The organism is Nonomuraea deserti, from assembly GCF_004348685.1.
In the GTDB taxonomy this organism is placed as follows: domain Bacteria; phylum Actinomycetota; class Actinomycetes; order Streptosporangiales; family Streptosporangiaceae; genus Nonomuraea; species Nonomuraea deserti.
Genome location: NZ_SMKO01000233.1, coordinates 1 through 14,710, shown reverse-complemented (window position 1 = coordinate 14,710; position 14,710 = coordinate 1). Strand labels below are relative to the sequence as shown.

The following is a 14,710-nucleotide window of genomic DNA, read 5'->3' as shown; positions in this document are numbered from 1 at the left end:
CCCCCGCCCTGCCCTGATACCCGCTCTCAGTGCGTAGGCCGTCGTCATGTCCGGCCCTCGTGCCGGGTCGATGGCACTGGTCCGGCGATCACCAGCTCGCCGGCGATCGACACGGCGCGCTCAGCGACAGGGAGAAACGATCGGACGTCGAGGGTCACCACCGCCGCGTCACGGCACTCCGTAGCGCACTACGAGCCCCCGCCAGGCCGCGGTGTCCCGGGGCCGCACATGAATCAGGGGCCCGGCGCAGGAGCCGGGGCCAGGTGGTGGGCAGCCGGCCGGCCGCCCGGCTCGGCCGGCGCTGGGGTTCTTGTTGTCCGGTCGGCCGCGGAGCAGACGTTGACCACAGGACAGCTCGGCCCATGAGCAGCGCTTTCAACTTCTGGGTTGACGGATGGGCGCCGTCGGCCTACAGTTTTCAACCATTGAGTTGAAACTGGAGGGGCCGATGACCACGGACACGCTGTCGCGCGTCTTCGCCGCCCTCGCGGATCCGACGCGGCGCGACATGGTGGCCCGGCTCTCGGAGCGCGACGCGACCGTGAGCCAGCTGGCCGAGCCGTACCGGATGACGCTGCAGGCCGTCTACAAGCACTTGCGGGTGCTGGAGGACGCCGGGCTCGTCAGCCGGCCGCACGGACCACAGCCCCGGCCGGTGCGCTTGGAGGCCCAGGCCTTCGACCTGATGGACACCTGGATCGAGCGCCACCGGCGCCGCGTCGAGCAGCGCTACCGCCGCCTTGACGCCGTCCTGGCGGAGATGAACGGAGACGAACCACATGAGCACGATCAAGGAGACGGCCATCGAAGCCGACCCGGGGGTGCCGATCATCCGGACGACTCGTGACTTCGCGGCGACGCCCGGGCAACTGTTCCGCGCCCACACCGATCCCGCGCTGTTCGCCCGGTGGGTGGGCCCCGATGCCACGGCCACCCGGATCGAGCACTGGGACGCGCGAACCGGCGGCAGCTGGCGGTACGTCTCGGTGCACGACGACACGGAATACCGGTTCCACGGCTGCTTCCACGAGGTACGGCCGGACCGCATCGTGCAGACCTTCACCTTCGAGGGCGATCCCGACGGAGTCGCGCTGGAGACGTTGTGGTTCGAGGGCCTGGGCGACGGCCGTACGCGGCTGCGGTCGCAGTCGCTGGTCGACAGCTTCGAAGGCCGCGACGCGTTGCTGCGTAGCGGTATGGAGGTCGGTGTCGACGAAGGTTACGCCAAGCTGGAGAGGATGATCATCGATGGCGCTGTCTGACCGCCCCGCCGAGCGACACCGGCAGGTCGCCGGACTGTTCACCGACCGGGTCCGCGCAACCAGGTCCTGGGACGTGCCGTCCCCGGTCGCCGGCTGGACCGCCCGCGACATCGTTCGGCACCTGACCGAGTGGTTCCCCGGGTTCCTGGCCTCCGGCGCCGGCATCGAACTGCGCCGCGGCCCGTCGGTGGACGAGGACCCGGTCGCCGCGTGGCAAGTTCACTGCGACGCCGTGCAGGCCGTGCTGGACGATCCGGAGACCGCCCACCGGAAACTCACCAACCCGCACACGGGCAGCCTGCCTCTGGCGACCGCGATCGACCAGTTCTACACCGCTGACGTGTTCATGCACACCTGGGATCTGTCCAGGGCAACCGGCCAGGACGACCGGCTGGACCCCGACTTCTGTGCCCAGCTCCTCGGCCCGATGGAGCAGATGGAGGAGGTCCTCCGCTCCTCCGGCCAGTACGGCACCCGGGTCGAGGTGCCCGCCGGCTCGGATGTCCAGACCAGACTGGTGGGCTTCATCGGCCGGGACCCGTTCTGGCCGGGACACTGAGCCGGACGCCCCCGACCTGACCGGTCGCTTCGCCTGTGACGTGTACGGCCCGGCCACGGCGAGCCGGCCTGGTCCGTCCCGCCCTTCGTCAGCAGTTCAGCGATGCGCGGGTGAGATGTTCACATCCGGCGGGGAGAGTCCCATGGCGAGACGGCCGCCGGGACCCGGTTCCCGCCACTCCCGGCGGCACCCTCGTCCTCGCCCGGACGTCAACGAACTCCCATTCCCCTGGCGAGAAGATCCTTGGCGGCCCGTGGCGCCTTGGCAGGGGATCCTGCGTCGAAAGGCGGCTGAGGATCGTACTCGATGGCGAGCTGGATCGCCTCGGCCGTGGTCTGATCAGCGATCCGTTCCGCCAAGGCGAGGGCCATATCGATGCCCGACGAAACCCCCGCAGCCGTCACGATCTTCTCCTGGAACACGACTCTCTCAGGCGTGTAGGTGGCTCCGAACGATTCCAGCACGTCGGTTGCCGCCCAGTGCGTCGTCGCGGAAAGTCCTTCGAGCAACCCCGCTGCGGCCAGCAGCAGCGAGCCTGTGCAGACGGAGGTGGTCCAGACGCTCCCCTCGTGCATTCGACGGATCCAGCCGAGAAGCTCGTCGTCCTGGAGGAGGCCTCGAGCGCCTGGCCCTCCCGGAACGAGCAGTACATCGCAGGAGTCGATATCGGCGAAAGCAGCGTCGGCGCTGATGGCCAACCACTCAGGAACATCTCGCACCGGCCCCGGCTCCTCGGCGACGAACACGATCTCGGCGTCAGGGAGAAATTTGAGCACCTCGTACGGGCCGACTGCGTCAAGGGCCGTGAACCGTTCAAACAGCGGAATGGCGATGCGCACGATGACTCCTCCTGGTCAGCTTCACAATGCTACGTCGGTCGGGCGTATCGGGCGGATGGGCGTTGTCGTCCAGCCCGCCGGCCTCTGCGTGCGTGGGCAGGTGTTCGTCCGGGCGGAAGTGAACGACCGTCCCCGTTATGCCGTCACCGGCGATCGGTTCCAGATCGGTCACGGGAACGCCGTGCTCGCACCGCTGAGCCAAGCCCTCCTTTGTGGCGGCGGCTGGTGTGGACAAGCCACTCGCAGAGCGCCGCGACGACGGACCTCCCCCGGCGGATGACCGTTGGGGAGCACCTGCACATCAGAATGGTCGAAGAAGCCGTGTGGATTTCGGGGCGGTCCTCAGTGGGAGGCGGGCCGGTGGCGTAGCAGAACGGTCCGAGCGTCGAGAGTCCGCGAATCGACCAGCTGCAGATCGAGCCGATGCTCGAATCCGGTGAACAGGGCCTTGCCGCCGCCGAGAACGACCGGGTGCACAATGACCTGGTATTCGTCGATCAGACCGCGAGCGGTGAGCTCGGCGGCCAGAGACGCGCCACCCATCAACAGCAGGTCCTTGCCCGGCTCGGTCTTGAGCGTGGTGACCTGCTCGACCAGGTTCGTGCCGTCGATGACCCGTGCGCCGTGGCCGGGGTCGCGCAGCGTGCGGGAGAACACCACCTTGGCAGTACGTCGCCAGACGGGGGCGAATTTGAGGTCGTGAGGGTCGTCGGAGACGGACTCGACGTTCGGCCAGTAGCCGACCATCATCTCCCAGACCGGACGGCCGTAGAGGAAAGTGTCGGCCCGCTCCACCTGGCTCAAGGAGTAGGCCGACAGCTCCGGCCCCATGACGGGCCAGTCGAACTCGCCGTTCGGACCCTCGACGAAGCCGTCCAGCGAGGTGTGGACGAAGTGGATGATCTTCCGCATGGTCGTGCTCCTCCGGTAGGACCCCCGCGGGGGGTGCTTTCACCGTGTGGTCGGAGCGCTCACCGCGTCTTCGACATGACTGTCGGAAGTTCAGGCCAAGGAAAGGAACACGGTCCCCTTCGTCGTGCTGTTCTGATGGTCGTGCGTCTCGACCGGTGCGCTGGGTTTCACGTTCGGGGCGGGTGTTCGCGGGCCCACCCGGCAACCCGGGGTTGGAGCGGGTGACGGGAATCGAACCCCGCGCTGTCAGCTCGGTAACTGGTCAAGGCCCGACTGTGATAACGCTACTCTGGCCCCTGTCCGTGTCGGCCAGAGTTCGCGCGCGGTCGAACACAGGAGCGTCTCTCAGCCATACTTGCACCTCGATATAGCTTTTGACGCTTCCGCCGTCAAGGTGTTCGGGAAAGCCATCCTGGTCGATGAGTGATCGAACCTCCTGCGCACTGAAAACTCGCGGCTCCAGGTCGAGGAAGGCAGTCTGGCCGTCCGGTGGGTCCAGGATCATATAATTGTTGAAGCTGTCTTCCAGGGTGAAGGTCATGTGTTCAGCCGGTATGGACTCAGCCCTCATGTTCAAGGTCGTGAAGCCTTCACCCAGGCTGCCGGCAGGCTTCGTGTACAGCCTGAAATATAGGGGATAGACGTTGTCTGCACATTCCTGCCCTTTCTTCCGGCCCTCGGCTCTCAGCCAGTTCTCCACCTTGGCGCGGTATGCGATGTAATCGCCAGGGAAGCGTTTGCCTGTTGCGACCATCAGGCCTTCCGCCTTACCGCGGTCCACAAGGTCCATAATAAATTTGAACGGATCAATATCGGCCCCTGCCGGATATCTACTGGCGAGCCAGAGGCCACGCAACGGGTGCGCCTCTGCCGTACGTGCCGAGGCATTTTCCACCACGGACTGCTGCGGACTGCGGGCCAGCGCAATGCGGCACAGACGACTCTCGATCGCTTTCCGCACACTCGTACAGATGGCACCTTCGAGCAGTGGACGGAAGAGGCCGGTGGCGCGTGCAACCACGAGGCGAAGCCGAACGACGCGCGAGAAAGGGGCGAGGCCTGCGGTGAGGACGGCTATGGCGAGGAGTGCGGCCACCGCCTCGGCCGCCGCGATGAGAAGTTCCTTATATGCCTTGACAAGGTCGGCGGCCACCTCATGAATAACAGCCAGTGCCTTCAAGGTGACGACCATGCTGGGCATGTGGACAGAGTCGTCGCCCTCTTGGTGATATTGTGCCCAAAAGTAGCCGGCCGCGTCCATCGCCGCACCGGAGTTGTTGGCCGCAGCGTGCAGAACGGCGCCATGGGCAGTCGGGATGACGTTCGTGGCGAGCATCCTGGCGCATGCGCGATAGGCGGCTGCGTATTGGCGTAGCCTGTCCTCATCCCGAGTGGGCCACGGGACTCCCAGCACGCCCAACGCGAACTCCAGTTCCACTGGGAGCGTTACTGACCTTCACACATACAAAAATCAGCCACAGCACATCCCAGGTGAGCCGCATCACATACGCCTTATGCACCGTCATCATTCGATGCTGCGCTCTAGTAGGTCCGTTCCGCACCCAAGTCAGTACCACGACGTATGGCGGAAATCGCGGACGCAGCGGCACGATCGGCGCCGACATAGCTATCTCTCATCGATTCCAGGGAGACACCGATCTTGCCCAAGTTGGTATGCACCCGACGGCAGGCCTGACCCAACCTCTCGTTCACCTGGTCCATGACCATGCCTGCAGTGCCAATCCCCCCCCACGGGGAACGAGCACCTCCCGCGACCGAAGCCAGCAACATGTCCGTGAGCTGCTCGAATGCCTCGGCTGCCTCGTGCAGGCTCCGGGAGGCGTTGGTCAGCGACACCTCATCGGCACATAGTTCCTGCCTCACGCCCACACCTCAAGGAGTCGTCCCACGCATGATCGAAGCGAGGTTATCTCAGGAGGGATGCGCGTCCGGCGTCAGGCCTCGGCCGGCAGCCACAGGACCGGCGGGCGCGCAGTCGAGGGCCTCATCACACGACGCGCTCCACATCGTCGGCCTGCTGGACGTGGCGGACCGGCAGGTGCAGCGCTTCTCCAAGGGGATGCGGCAACGCCTGCACACCGCGATCGGAATGATCGCCGACCCCCGTGTGATCGTTCTCGATGAGCCGACGATCGGTCTCGACCCCATCGAGGCGCAACGGCTCCGCGAGTCCGTCGCCGCCATGCGACAGCGCGGCGTCACCGTCCTCTTGACCAGCCACCACCTCCTCGATGTCGAGCAACTCGCCGACCGGGTGGTCGTCCTTGACTCCGGCCGGCTCATCCACGATCTTCCGCTCGACGCGTTCGTACGCCGGGCCGGGTTCGTCGCCACGGTGGTCATGTCCGGATCAGGCGCGCCCCGATTCATGGAGGAGAGCGGACCGCAGGACGGCATCGAGTTGGTGGCCGTCGAGGAGGTGCCAGGAGGATGGCGAGCACGCTACCGGGTCCGCTCGTGGACGGCCGAGGGCCTCATGCGTCTGGGCAAGAGGCTGGAACTCTGCGGCGCCGCCGACCTGCGCATCGAGCAGGTACGGCTTGAGGACGCCTTCGCCACCGCGGTGGGGCAGGCGAGACCTCCCCGCCGCCGACCACCTGGAGGCCCTACGGGAGCCTGATAGTGCGCTGCGGCACCGTACTTTCCCATGCCGCGGCCATGTGCAGGGAACTCGGGATGGCCGTACTCGCGGTCAACGGGACGGCCGACGGGTTGGTCGGCCAACAGGTCCTGGTCAACGCGTTCGACGGCTGGCTCGCACCGCTCACACCGACTGAGACAGGAACATCATGAACATGCTCACCAGACTCGCCGCCCTCTGCTTCCTTTCGCTCGCGGTGCTTCTTCCCGTGACCGCCGTATCGGCTCGGACCGTGAACAGCCCGATGTGCCCTGTAAAGGGCCCTGCCGGCGGTGAGTATGTGAAGACTGTTTACCAGTGGCCGCCCTATGACGTTTACCAGGTCAGGCACAAGGAGGTCCGCGTCTACTGCTACTGATCAGTTGAGCTTGCCGCCCCGGAGTGCCGACGATCAGCGAGCAGCGGCGGGCCGAGAAGGTCCGCTCGGACCTCTTGAACTGGTCAAGACCCACCTGTTCAAGAGGTCCGGCCGCCAGCGTGACAGGTCCGGCCACCCGCCCGACGGGATCGCTTCTTTCGGCGGCCCCCGCCTGGGCGGGAAGTACGACAATGCCCGGCTGTTTCCCCTGTCCGGCGCACGGATTCCGCATCGTTGACCACGGTCATGTCCCCGAGGACACGAAACTTGTCCAGCGAGAGCCGATCGAACAGCGGGGACAGCGGGGATGCATGGACGACTCAGCTGGGCAGCAAGCCAATCGCCGCCTTCGCCTGCTCCACCTTCTTGCCTGCCAGTTCATGAGCGCGATCGGCGCCTGCTCGAAGCACCGTACGGACGTGCTGCAAATCGGCGGCGAGTTCGAGGTAGCGCGCGCGGATGGGAGTCAGGGTGGCCACCACGGCATCGGCGGTCGCTGACTTCAACTCGCCGTACCGGTCGAATCGCCCGGCCAATCGCGCAGGCTCTCCGCCCGTGCAAGCGGCCAGGATGCTGAGCAGATTGGACACCCCCGGCTTGCGGGCAGGGTCGAAGGCCACCTCGTTGTCGCCGTCGGTAACCGCACGCATCACCTTGCGCCGCAGCACCTGCGGCTCATCCAGCAGACGCAGCGTGCCGGCCGCTGAGGCGGCCGACTTGCTCATCTTGTCGGTGGGTGAGGTCAGGTCCATGATCCGGGCTGCGATCGGCGGGTTGACAGCCCGCGGGACAGTGAAGGTAGGGCCATAGTTGGCGTTGAACCTCTGCGCCACGTCGCGAGCCAGTTCCACGTGCTGGCGCTGGTCCTCGCCGACCGGCACCTCATCGGTGTCATAGAGCAGGATGTCGGCGGCCATCAGGATCGGGTACGTCAGCAGCGACATCCGCACATGCTGCTGACGGTCGGCCTTCTCCTTGAACTGGATCATGCGGTGCGCCTCGCCGTAGCCCGTCGCGCACTCCAACAGGTAGTGCAACTCGGTGTGCTCAGGAACGTGCGACTGGACCAGGAACAGGCACACCTGGGGGTCGGCGCCCGCGGCCAGCAGTACGGTGGCGAACTCCAGCGTCCGCCGCCGCACCTCGGCCGGGACGTGGTCCAAGGTCAGGGCGTGCAGGTCGGAGATGAACACCACCGTGTCGGTTGTGGCCTGCTGGGAGATGATCGGGGCGATCGCGCCGATGTAGTTGCCCAGGTGCAGGTCTCCGGACGGGGTGAAGCCCGTGAGGCGTCGTGGCATCGGTTGGCTCTTTCAGAGTCAGGGGCCGTCCTGGTCGGGCTACCGAGGCGTGGAACGCAGAAACGGCCGCCCGAGTCGGGCGGCCGCAGTGTCAGTACACGGATGAACGGTGCCGCCCCTCAGGGGCGCCACCAGCTGAGAAAACAACAGATCATCCGCACACCGCGACAATACCACCTACAGCCCGACGTGACGGAGCCCTGGCCCCCGACGGTGACCGTGAACCTCCTCGACTGCCAAGGCATGATCAGACGCCATGCGGAGTCACCACCGACCGGGGTGGCGTCTCCTCGCCATCACGACATGCACGAAGGCTCGAAGACGGGATTGTACGGTCACTGGTGTAGCTCCTGATCAAGGAGCACGGACCTGATGAGTACTGTGCTCCAGGCATCGACAGAGAGCAGGCAGGCACGGTTGGCACGGGAGGAGTATGCCTTGTCGGCCAGTACGCGCCGGGGACGTTTGCGGGGACGGCCCAGCCCGCGGCGCTGGATGCGCACACCCTCCAGCACACGCCGGGAAGTACGGACTGTCGCCATGCTGGCCGGAGCTGATGATCCGGGCGATCGGTGGCCCGCCTCCGATTCGCCGAACCACTCGGGCAGGTAGATGGATCGGTACTGCTGAATCACGCAGTGCGTCCCGATCAACGATCGGCAGGGTGAAGCGGATCGTCTCGTCGTAGTGGGCGTTCAACTCGTCGACGGCATCGGGTGTGGATGGAACGCCGGCGCATCGTGACGGCTGTCCTGATGGTTGTCCCGCCTCGACGGGCGAAGCTCCGGGTATCGCGTTCGGGGCGGGTATTCGCGGGCCAACCCGGTAACCAGGCAACGGGTCGGGCGAAGGCGAGCGGAGCGAGCGTGGGTGGGTTGTCGGGGGTCGAAGGGGGCGGAGCCCTCTGGGAGGCGCTGTCTGAAGCTCACGAGCGCGAAGCGCCCTGAAGCGGAAGGCCATGCAGTCGGCCCCAGGATCTTGGAGCGGGTGACGGGAATCGAACCCGCGCTGTCAGCTTGGGAAGCTGATGTTCTGCCATTGAACTACACCCGCGTACGACCCGAGGTCGCGTCCACCACTGTAGCGGAAAGTTGCACCGGATCAGCAATCCCCGCACCCCAGACTTTCGCCTCGGACGGTAGGTTGCTCTGCGTGCTGCTATCCGACCGTGACATCCTCGCCGAGATCGACGCCGGCCGGCTCGCCCTCGATCCTTTCGACCAGGACATGATCCAGCCGTCCAGCATCGATGTGCGTCTCGACCGGTTCTTCCGGGTGTTCGAGAACCATCGTTACCCGCACATCGACCCGTCCGTGGAGCAGCCGGATCTTACGCGGATGGTGGAGCCGGCCGGGGACGAGCCGTTCATCCTGCATCCTGGGGAGTTCGTGCTGGCGTCCACGTACGAGATGATCACGCTGCCTGATGATCTGGCGTCGCGCTTGGAGGGCAAGAGTTCGCTCGGTCGGCTGGGGTTGCTGACGCATTCGACGGCGGGGTTCATCGATCCGGGGTTCAGCGGGCACGTGACGTTGGAGTTGTCGAACGTGGCGACGTTGCCGATCAAGTTGTGGCCGGGGATGAAGATCGGGCAGTTGTGCGTGTTCAGGCTCAGCTCTCCTGCCGAGCATCCGTACGGGTCCGACAAGTACGGGTCGCGCTACCAGGGGCAGCGGGGGCCCACGCCCTCACGGTCGTTCCGTAACTTCCACCGGACGAAGATCTGAACGAAGATGAACATCAGATGAACAGTCGGGGAACATGTCGGTACGAGAAGTGGGGGCACCCCGGGTCGAGGAGATGCGGACAGGCCGTTTAAGGTCAGCTGGAGCTGCAAAAAGCGCCCAAACTACCGGGGTTTCCGGTGTCATACAACCTGCTCCGGGTAGCCATTAGGCGAAGGGGACATGAAGTTCGTATTTCGCCTGGTTACCCGTACCCTCTTCCACGGACCATCCCCGCACATCTGGAGAACGACGTGCGCCTGCGTCTCACGCCACGTGAGGACAGCTACTACGACCTGTTCGCCGACTCGGCGAACAATCTGGTCACCGCATCCCGGCTACTGGTAGAGATCATCAGCGACGGATCGGACAGGGAGGCCCTGGCCGAGAAGATGCGCGCCTGCGAGCACGCCGGCGATGAACGCACTCACGCGATCATGAACCGGCTCAACGAGAGCTTCATCACCCCCTTCGATCGCGAGGACATCTACCGGCTCGCCTCCAACCTCGATGACGTGATGGACGCCATGGAAGCGGCGTCCGACCTCATCGTGCTCTATCAGATCGACCACCTGCCCAAAGACGTCGTCAGGCAGGTCGAGGTGCTGGAGCGGGCCGCGGAGCTCACCGCGGAGGCCATGCCGCGGCTGCGTTCGATGAAGAACCTCAACGAATACTGGATCGAGGTCAACCGCCTGGAGAACCAGGGTGACCAGGTCTATCGGAGGTTGCTGGCCAAGCTGTTCAGCGGCGAGTACGACGCCCTCACGGTCATGAAGATGAAGGAGGTCGTCGACGCTCTCGAAGAGGCCGCCGACGCCTTCGAGCACGTGGCCAACACCGTCGAGTCGATCGCGGTCAAGGAAAGCTAAGCCCGGTGGACCTCACGCTCGGCCTCGTCATCGGCGTGGTCGTCATCGCACTGGCATTCGACTACACCAACGGGTTCCACGACGCGGCGAACGCCATCGCGACCTCCGTCTCGACCCGGGCCCTCACCCCCAGGGCCGCGCTGTTCATGGCGGCGGCCATGAACTTCATCGGCGCCCACCTGGGCACCCAGGTCGCGCAGACGGTCGGCAAAGGCATCATCGACGCACCCGACGGCTCACACGGTCTGGTCATCGTCGCCTCGGCGCTCATCGGCGCGATCGTCTGGAACCTGATCACCTGGTATTTCGGCCTGCCCTCTTCCTCCAGTCACGCGCTCATCGGCGGCCTGGTGGGCTCGGCGCTGGCCTCGGCCAGCGTGGTGCACTGGGACGGCGTCCTGGAGAAGGTCGTCATCCCGATGATCTTCTCGCCCCTGGTCGGGTTCAGCCTCGCCGCCGCGATCATGATCGCAATTTATTGGATCTTCCGCAACAGCCAGCCGGGCAAGACCAACCGCGGCTTCCGCTACGCGCAGACCGTCTCGGCCGCCGCCATGGCGCTCGGGCACGGGCTGCAGGACGCGCAGAAGACGATGGGTGTGATCTTCCTGGCGCTCACCGTCGGCGGTTTCGCCGAGCAGGACGACCCGATCCCGCAGTGGGTCATCCTGGCCGCCGCGGGGGCGATCTCGCTGGGCACGTACGCCGGGGGCTGGCGCATCATGCGCACGCTGGGCCGGCGCATCATCGCGCTCGACCCGCCCCAGGGGTTCGCCGCGGAGTCGGCGGCGGCGACCGTGCTCTACGGGGCCGCCATCGGGTTCGGGGCGCCCATCTCCACCACGCACACGATCACGTCAGCGATCATGGGGGTGGGGGCCACCAAGCGGCTCAGCGCCGTGCGGTGGGGCGTCGCGGGCAACATCGTGACGGCGTGGATCCTCACCATTCCGGCAGCGGCCCTCGTGGCGTCCGTCTCCTACTTCATCCTCCACGCGATCGTGGAGTAGGCGCCTCAGGAGACGCACACGCCAGCCTCGGGAGCCACGACGCCAACCAACCCCAGGGAGCCGCGTACGCCAACCTGAGGGAGACGTACGCCAACCTCAGGAGCCGCGTACGCCAGCTTCGGGAGCCGCGTACATCACGTCCACGTCCCACCGGTTGAAGCCGAGGGACTCGTACAACCTGATCGCCGCCGTGTTGGCCTCGTCCACGTACAACATCGCCTGGGCGAGGCCGCACGCGCGGAGGTGGTGCAGCCCGGCCAGGGTGAGGGCCTTGCCGAGGCCGGTGCCCTGCTGGGAGGGGTCGACGCCGACGACGTACACCTCGCCGAGGGGCTCGTGGCCGTGCTCGGACGAGCCGTGCACCTTCGTCCAGTGGAAGCCGGCCAGCCGGTCGCCGCGGAAGGCCAGGAAGAAACCCTCGGGGTCGAACCAGGGCTCCTGCTCGCGCCGCAGCAGGTCGTCCATCGTCCACGCGCCCTGCTCGGGGTGGTGGGCGAAGGCCTCGGCGTTGACCTTGAGCCATGCCTCCTCGTCCTGGCCGGGCACGAACGTGCGCAGGGTGACGCCCGGCGGCAGGGTGAGGGGGTCCAGCGGGGCGAACAGGGAGCGGCGCATCTGCCAGAGCGAGCGCACCCGTTCGAAGCCGAACGCGGCCGCCAGCGCCCCCGCTCCCGGATGCCCTCCGTGGGCCCACAGGCGTGGCCTGCCCTCCGTGAGGTCCATCACGGACGTCAGCAGCCGCGCGCCGTGCCCGCGTCGGCGGTGGGCGGGGTGGACGACGAGTTCCACGCTGGGGCCCTCGACCTCGTCGGTGGGGTCGACGTGGGCGTAGCCCGCCAGGGTGTCGTCCTCCATGAGCAGCAGGGAGCGGGCCTGCGGGTCGCCGCCGTAACGCAGATGGAGCATCACGTGCTCGTTGAGCGGCCGGACGCCGTCGGTCTCCGTCGCCGCCTGGACCAGGCCGAGCACGCCGGCGATCTCCTGGTCGTCGAGCACTTGCCGAACTTCCACGCGCACACTCACAGAACGAACTCTAGGCCTATGACTGGCAAATAACGCCATGGGACCGCCCGGCAAATCGTTACCTTTGCGACATCGGCTGCACGGACAACGGCCGTAACGTCTTGGGCCATGACGTCTCGTTCCTTCCTCCGGCTGGCGCTGGCCGGAGCCGTCGCCTCGGGAGCGGTCACGCTCGCCGCCCTTCCGGCGGACGCGAGCAGGCCACCGCGTACGGTCCCCGTACGGCTGCTCGCCCTCAACGACTTCCACGGCAACCTCGAGCCGCCGACCGGCTCCTCCGGCCGCATGGTCGACGAGCACGGCGACACGGTCGACGCCGGCGGCGCGGCCTACGTCGCGACCCACATGAAGGCCCTGGCCGACGAGAACACGATCGCGGTGGCCCAGGGCGACCTCATCGGGGCGACACCGCTGATCTCGGCCGCCTACCACGACGAGCCGTCCGTCGAGTTCCTCGGCAAGCTGGGGCTCGAGGTCGCCGCGGTCGGCAATCACGAGTTCGACGAGGGCTACGCCGAGCTGCGGCGGATCATGAAGGGCGGCTGCCACCCGGTCGACGGCTGCTCGCCCGCGGGCGAGTGGAAGGGCGCGAAGTTCGACTACGTGGGCGCAAACGTCCTGTTCAAGAACCGTCACGAGAAGACCGACGCGCTGGCGGCGCTCGGCGGCTCCGACTCGGCGAAGGTCAAGCAGGCGCTGTCCGGCTGGGGCGTGCCCGCGCTGCCGCCGGTGAGCATCAAATGGATGAACGGCGTGCCGATCGGCTTCATCGGCCTGGTCACGCAGACGACGCCGGGAATCGTGTCGAGCGAGGGGATCAAGGACCTCACGTTCGTGGACGAGGTCAAGGCCGCGAACGTGGCCTCCAAGCTACTCAGGCTCGTGGGCGTCAAGGCTCAGGTCGTGCTGGTGCACGAGGGTGACCAGGTGAACCAGGGCCAGTCGCCGGACGCGTGCAGCGCCGTCCCCGGGGCGGGCAACCGCATCGCGACGCAGGTGGACCCGGAGATCGACGTGGTGCTCAGCGGCCACTCGCACCAGGCGTACGTGTGCACCGTGAAGGACCCGGCGGGCGGGGACCGGCTCTTCTCGCAGGGCGGCTCGTTCGGGCGGGTCATCACGCAGGTGGACATGAAGGTCAACGCCAGGACGCGGGACATCGACCGCGCCTCGATCGTGGCGGACAACCACGTGGTGACCCGGACAGTCACCGCAGATCCCGAAATTTCGGCGTTCGTGCAGACGTGGAAGGACCGCGTCGCCCCCGTCGCCAACAAGGCCGTCGGCACGATCACCGCCGACATCACGAACACGGCCGCCCCCTCCGGCGAGTCGCCCCTCGGCAACCTCATCGCCGACGCCCAGCTCGCCGCCACCAGGACCGGCGGCAACGCGCAGATCGCGCTCATGAACCCGGGTGGGGTGCGGGCCTCGCTGTCGCACGCGTCGTCACCGGCGGGCGAAGGCGACGGGGTCGTCACGTATGGCGAGGCCTTCACCGTGCAGCCGTTCAACAACCTCATGCAGGTCGTCACGCTGACCGGCGCCCAGCTCAAGACGGTGCTGGAGCAGCAGTTCACCGGCGGGCCCAACAACCAGGCGTTCACCAAGATCCTGCAGCCCTCGGCGAACTTCACCTACACCTACACCGACAGCGCGCCCTGGGGCTCGAAGGTCTCCGACATGAAGATCGACGGGACGCCGGTGACCGACACGCAGACCGTCCGGGTCGCGGCCAACAACTTCCTGGTGGGAGGCGGCGACGCGTTCCTCGCCTTCAGGGACGGCACCGACGTGTGGAGCGGGCCGCTGGACATCGACGCCTTCGTCGACCACCTCGGCAAGGACAACCCGATCGCGCCGCCCGCGACCGACCGCATCACCGTGACCGGCTGACCCGCCTCTTCCTGCTCCGTTCGGGCCCGCCCCTCCTCGGGGGCGGGCCCTCGTCACAACCCCCATCCGGTACGGCACCGCCAACGTCACCCACCCACCGCACATGGCCGGGGGCCTCCAGGGAGACGCGATCTGACCCCGCACGGGGCCGGCCGCCGCAACGGCGCCCCGCCGGCCCGCCGACGGCCTGACTCCTCACCCGGTCAGCGCCCCGGCCCCGTGCACCATCGGCAGCCACAACCCCCTGCCCGCCGGCAGCCCTCACCTCGTACCCGCCGGCCGCCCGACCTC

The 14,710-nt window shown here is 66.9% G+C and carries 14 protein-coding genes and 1 tRNA gene; 8 read left to right on the top strand and 7 right to left on the bottom strand.

Going from position 1 to position 14,710, the window contains the following annotated elements:
- The first annotated feature begins 394 nt into the window (after positions 1–394).
- The 3 genes from E1292_RS44695 to E1292_RS44685 are packed head-to-tail and all read left to right on the top strand — an operon-like array spanning position 395 to position 1,821.
- Positions 395–847 carry an ArsR/SmtB family transcription factor gene (locus tag E1292_RS44695; protein WP_342775776.1) on the top strand — a complete coding sequence of 151 codons (453 nt, stop codon included), beginning with the start codon at positions 395–397 and terminating at the stop codon, positions 845–847.
- A complete protein-coding gene (locus E1292_RS44690) occupies positions 780–1,262 on the top strand; it encodes an SRPBCC family protein (protein ID WP_132605867.1) in 483 nt (160 codons plus the stop codon). Before E1292_RS44695 ends, E1292_RS44690 begins: the two co-directional genes overlap by 68 nt.
- Positions 1,249–1,821 (top strand): TIGR03086 family metal-binding protein, encoded by a 573-nt coding sequence (locus tag E1292_RS44685; RefSeq protein ID WP_132605865.1) that lies wholly within the window; start codon positions 1,249–1,251, stop codon positions 1,819–1,821. The genes E1292_RS44690 and E1292_RS44685 overlap by 14 nt, the downstream gene beginning before the upstream one ends.
- Before the next feature lie 209 nt (positions 1,822–2,030).
- Here E1292_RS44685 and E1292_RS44680 read toward each other — a convergent pair whose 3' ends face one another.
- From E1292_RS44680 to E1292_RS44665, 4 genes are all read right to left on the bottom strand, one after another.
- Positions 2,031–2,660, bottom strand: a complete 630-nt coding sequence (locus tag E1292_RS44680) for a DJ-1/PfpI family protein (RefSeq protein WP_132605863.1) — start codon at positions 2,658–2,660, stop codon at positions 2,031–2,033.
- Positions 2,635–2,832 (bottom strand): hypothetical protein, encoded by a 198-nt coding sequence (locus tag E1292_RS52405; RefSeq protein ID WP_181958402.1) that lies wholly within the window; start codon positions 2,830–2,832, stop codon positions 2,635–2,637. The genes E1292_RS44680 and E1292_RS52405 overlap by 26 nt, the downstream gene beginning before the upstream one ends.
- A 170-nt stretch (positions 2,833–3,002) precedes the next feature.
- Positions 3,003–3,572 (bottom strand): dihydrofolate reductase family protein, encoded by a 570-nt coding sequence (locus E1292_RS44670; protein ID WP_132605861.1) that lies wholly within the window; start codon positions 3,570–3,572, stop codon positions 3,003–3,005.
- Between the two features lie 262 nt (positions 3,573–3,834).
- Positions 3,835–5,010, bottom strand: coding sequence for a hypothetical protein (locus E1292_RS44665; RefSeq protein WP_132605859.1), 1,176 nt, complete (start codon positions 5,008–5,010; stop codon positions 3,835–3,837).
- A 474-nt stretch (positions 5,011–5,484) separates the two neighbouring features.
- On the opposite strand from E1292_RS44665, the gene E1292_RS44660 reads away from it, so the two are divergent.
- Positions 5,485–6,213, top strand: a complete 729-nt coding sequence (locus tag E1292_RS44660) for an ATP-binding cassette domain-containing protein (RefSeq protein WP_165975064.1) — start codon at positions 5,485–5,487, stop codon at positions 6,211–6,213.
- Positions 6,214–6,912: 699 nt separating this feature from the next.
- On the opposite strand, the gene trpS is transcribed toward E1292_RS44660, so the two are convergent.
- Together trpS and E1292_RS44645 are read right to left on the bottom strand one after the other, a co-directional pair.
- Entirely contained in the window at positions 6,913–7,893 is a 981-nt protein-coding gene (gene trpS, locus E1292_RS44650; RefSeq protein WP_132605853.1) for a tryptophan--tRNA ligase, read from the bottom strand.
- A 979-nt stretch (positions 7,894–8,872) separates the two neighbouring features.
- A tRNA-Gly gene (locus E1292_RS44645) sits at positions 8,873–8,946 on the bottom strand.
- Positions 8,947–9,045: 99 nt separating this feature from the next.
- On the opposite strand from E1292_RS44645, the gene dcd reads away from it, so the two are divergent.
- The 3 genes from dcd (at position 9,046) to E1292_RS44630 (ending at position 11,500) form a co-directional block, all read left to right on the top strand.
- Positions 9,046–9,621: a dCTP deaminase gene (gene dcd / locus E1292_RS44640; RefSeq protein ID WP_165975063.1), complete on the top strand. Its 576-nt coding sequence runs from the start codon at positions 9,046–9,048 to the stop codon at positions 9,619–9,621.
- A gap of 251 nt (positions 9,622–9,872) precedes the next feature.
- Positions 9,873–10,490 carry a DUF47 domain-containing protein gene (locus E1292_RS44635; RefSeq protein ID WP_106243913.1) on the top strand — a complete coding sequence of 206 codons (618 nt, stop codon included), beginning with the start codon at positions 9,873–9,875 and terminating at the stop codon, positions 10,488–10,490.
- A 5-nt stretch (positions 10,491–10,495) separates the two neighbouring features.
- Positions 10,496–11,500: an inorganic phosphate transporter gene (locus tag E1292_RS44630; protein ID WP_132605851.1), complete on the top strand. Its 1,005-nt coding sequence runs from the start codon at positions 10,496–10,498 to the stop codon at positions 11,498–11,500.
- Between the two features lie 96 nt (positions 11,501–11,596).
- Here E1292_RS44630 and mshD read toward each other — a convergent pair whose 3' ends face one another.
- Positions 11,597–12,523 (bottom strand): mycothiol synthase, encoded by a 927-nt coding sequence (mshD, locus tag E1292_RS44625; RefSeq protein ID WP_246090782.1) that lies wholly within the window; start codon positions 12,521–12,523, stop codon positions 11,597–11,599.
- A 108-nt stretch (positions 12,524–12,631) separates the two neighbouring features.
- Between mshD and E1292_RS44620 the strand changes: the two genes are divergently transcribed.
- Positions 12,632–14,419: a bifunctional metallophosphatase/5'-nucleotidase gene (locus E1292_RS44620; protein ID WP_132605847.1), complete on the top strand. Its 1,788-nt coding sequence runs from the start codon at positions 12,632–12,634 to the stop codon at positions 14,417–14,419.
- Positions 14,420–14,710: the final 291 nt, after the last annotated feature.

Coding starts and splice junctions, on each gene's coding strand:
- E1292_RS44695 (WP_342775776.1), top strand. CDS start 395: ATGGGCGCCGTCGGCCTACAGTTTTCAACCATTGAGTTGAAACTGGAG.
- E1292_RS44690 (WP_132605867.1), top strand. CDS start 780: ATGAGCACGATCAAGGAGACGGCCATCGAAGCCGACCCGGGGGTGCCG.
- E1292_RS44685 (WP_132605865.1), top strand. CDS start 1,249: ATGGCGCTGTCTGACCGCCCCGCCGAGCGACACCGGCAGGTCGCCGGA.
- E1292_RS44670 (WP_132605861.1), bottom strand. CDS start 3,572: ATGCGGAAGATCATCCACTTCGTCCACACCTCGCTGGACGGCTTCGTC.
- E1292_RS44660 (WP_165975064.1), top strand. CDS start 5,485: ATGATCGAAGCGAGGTTATCTCAGGAGGGATGCGCGTCCGGCGTCAGG.
- trpS (WP_132605853.1), bottom strand. CDS start 7,893: ATGCCACGACGCCTCACGGGCTTCACCCCGTCCGGAGACCTGCACCTG.
- E1292_RS44620 (WP_132605847.1), top strand. CDS start 12,632: ATGACGTCTCGTTCCTTCCTCCGGCTGGCGCTGGCCGGAGCCGTCGCC.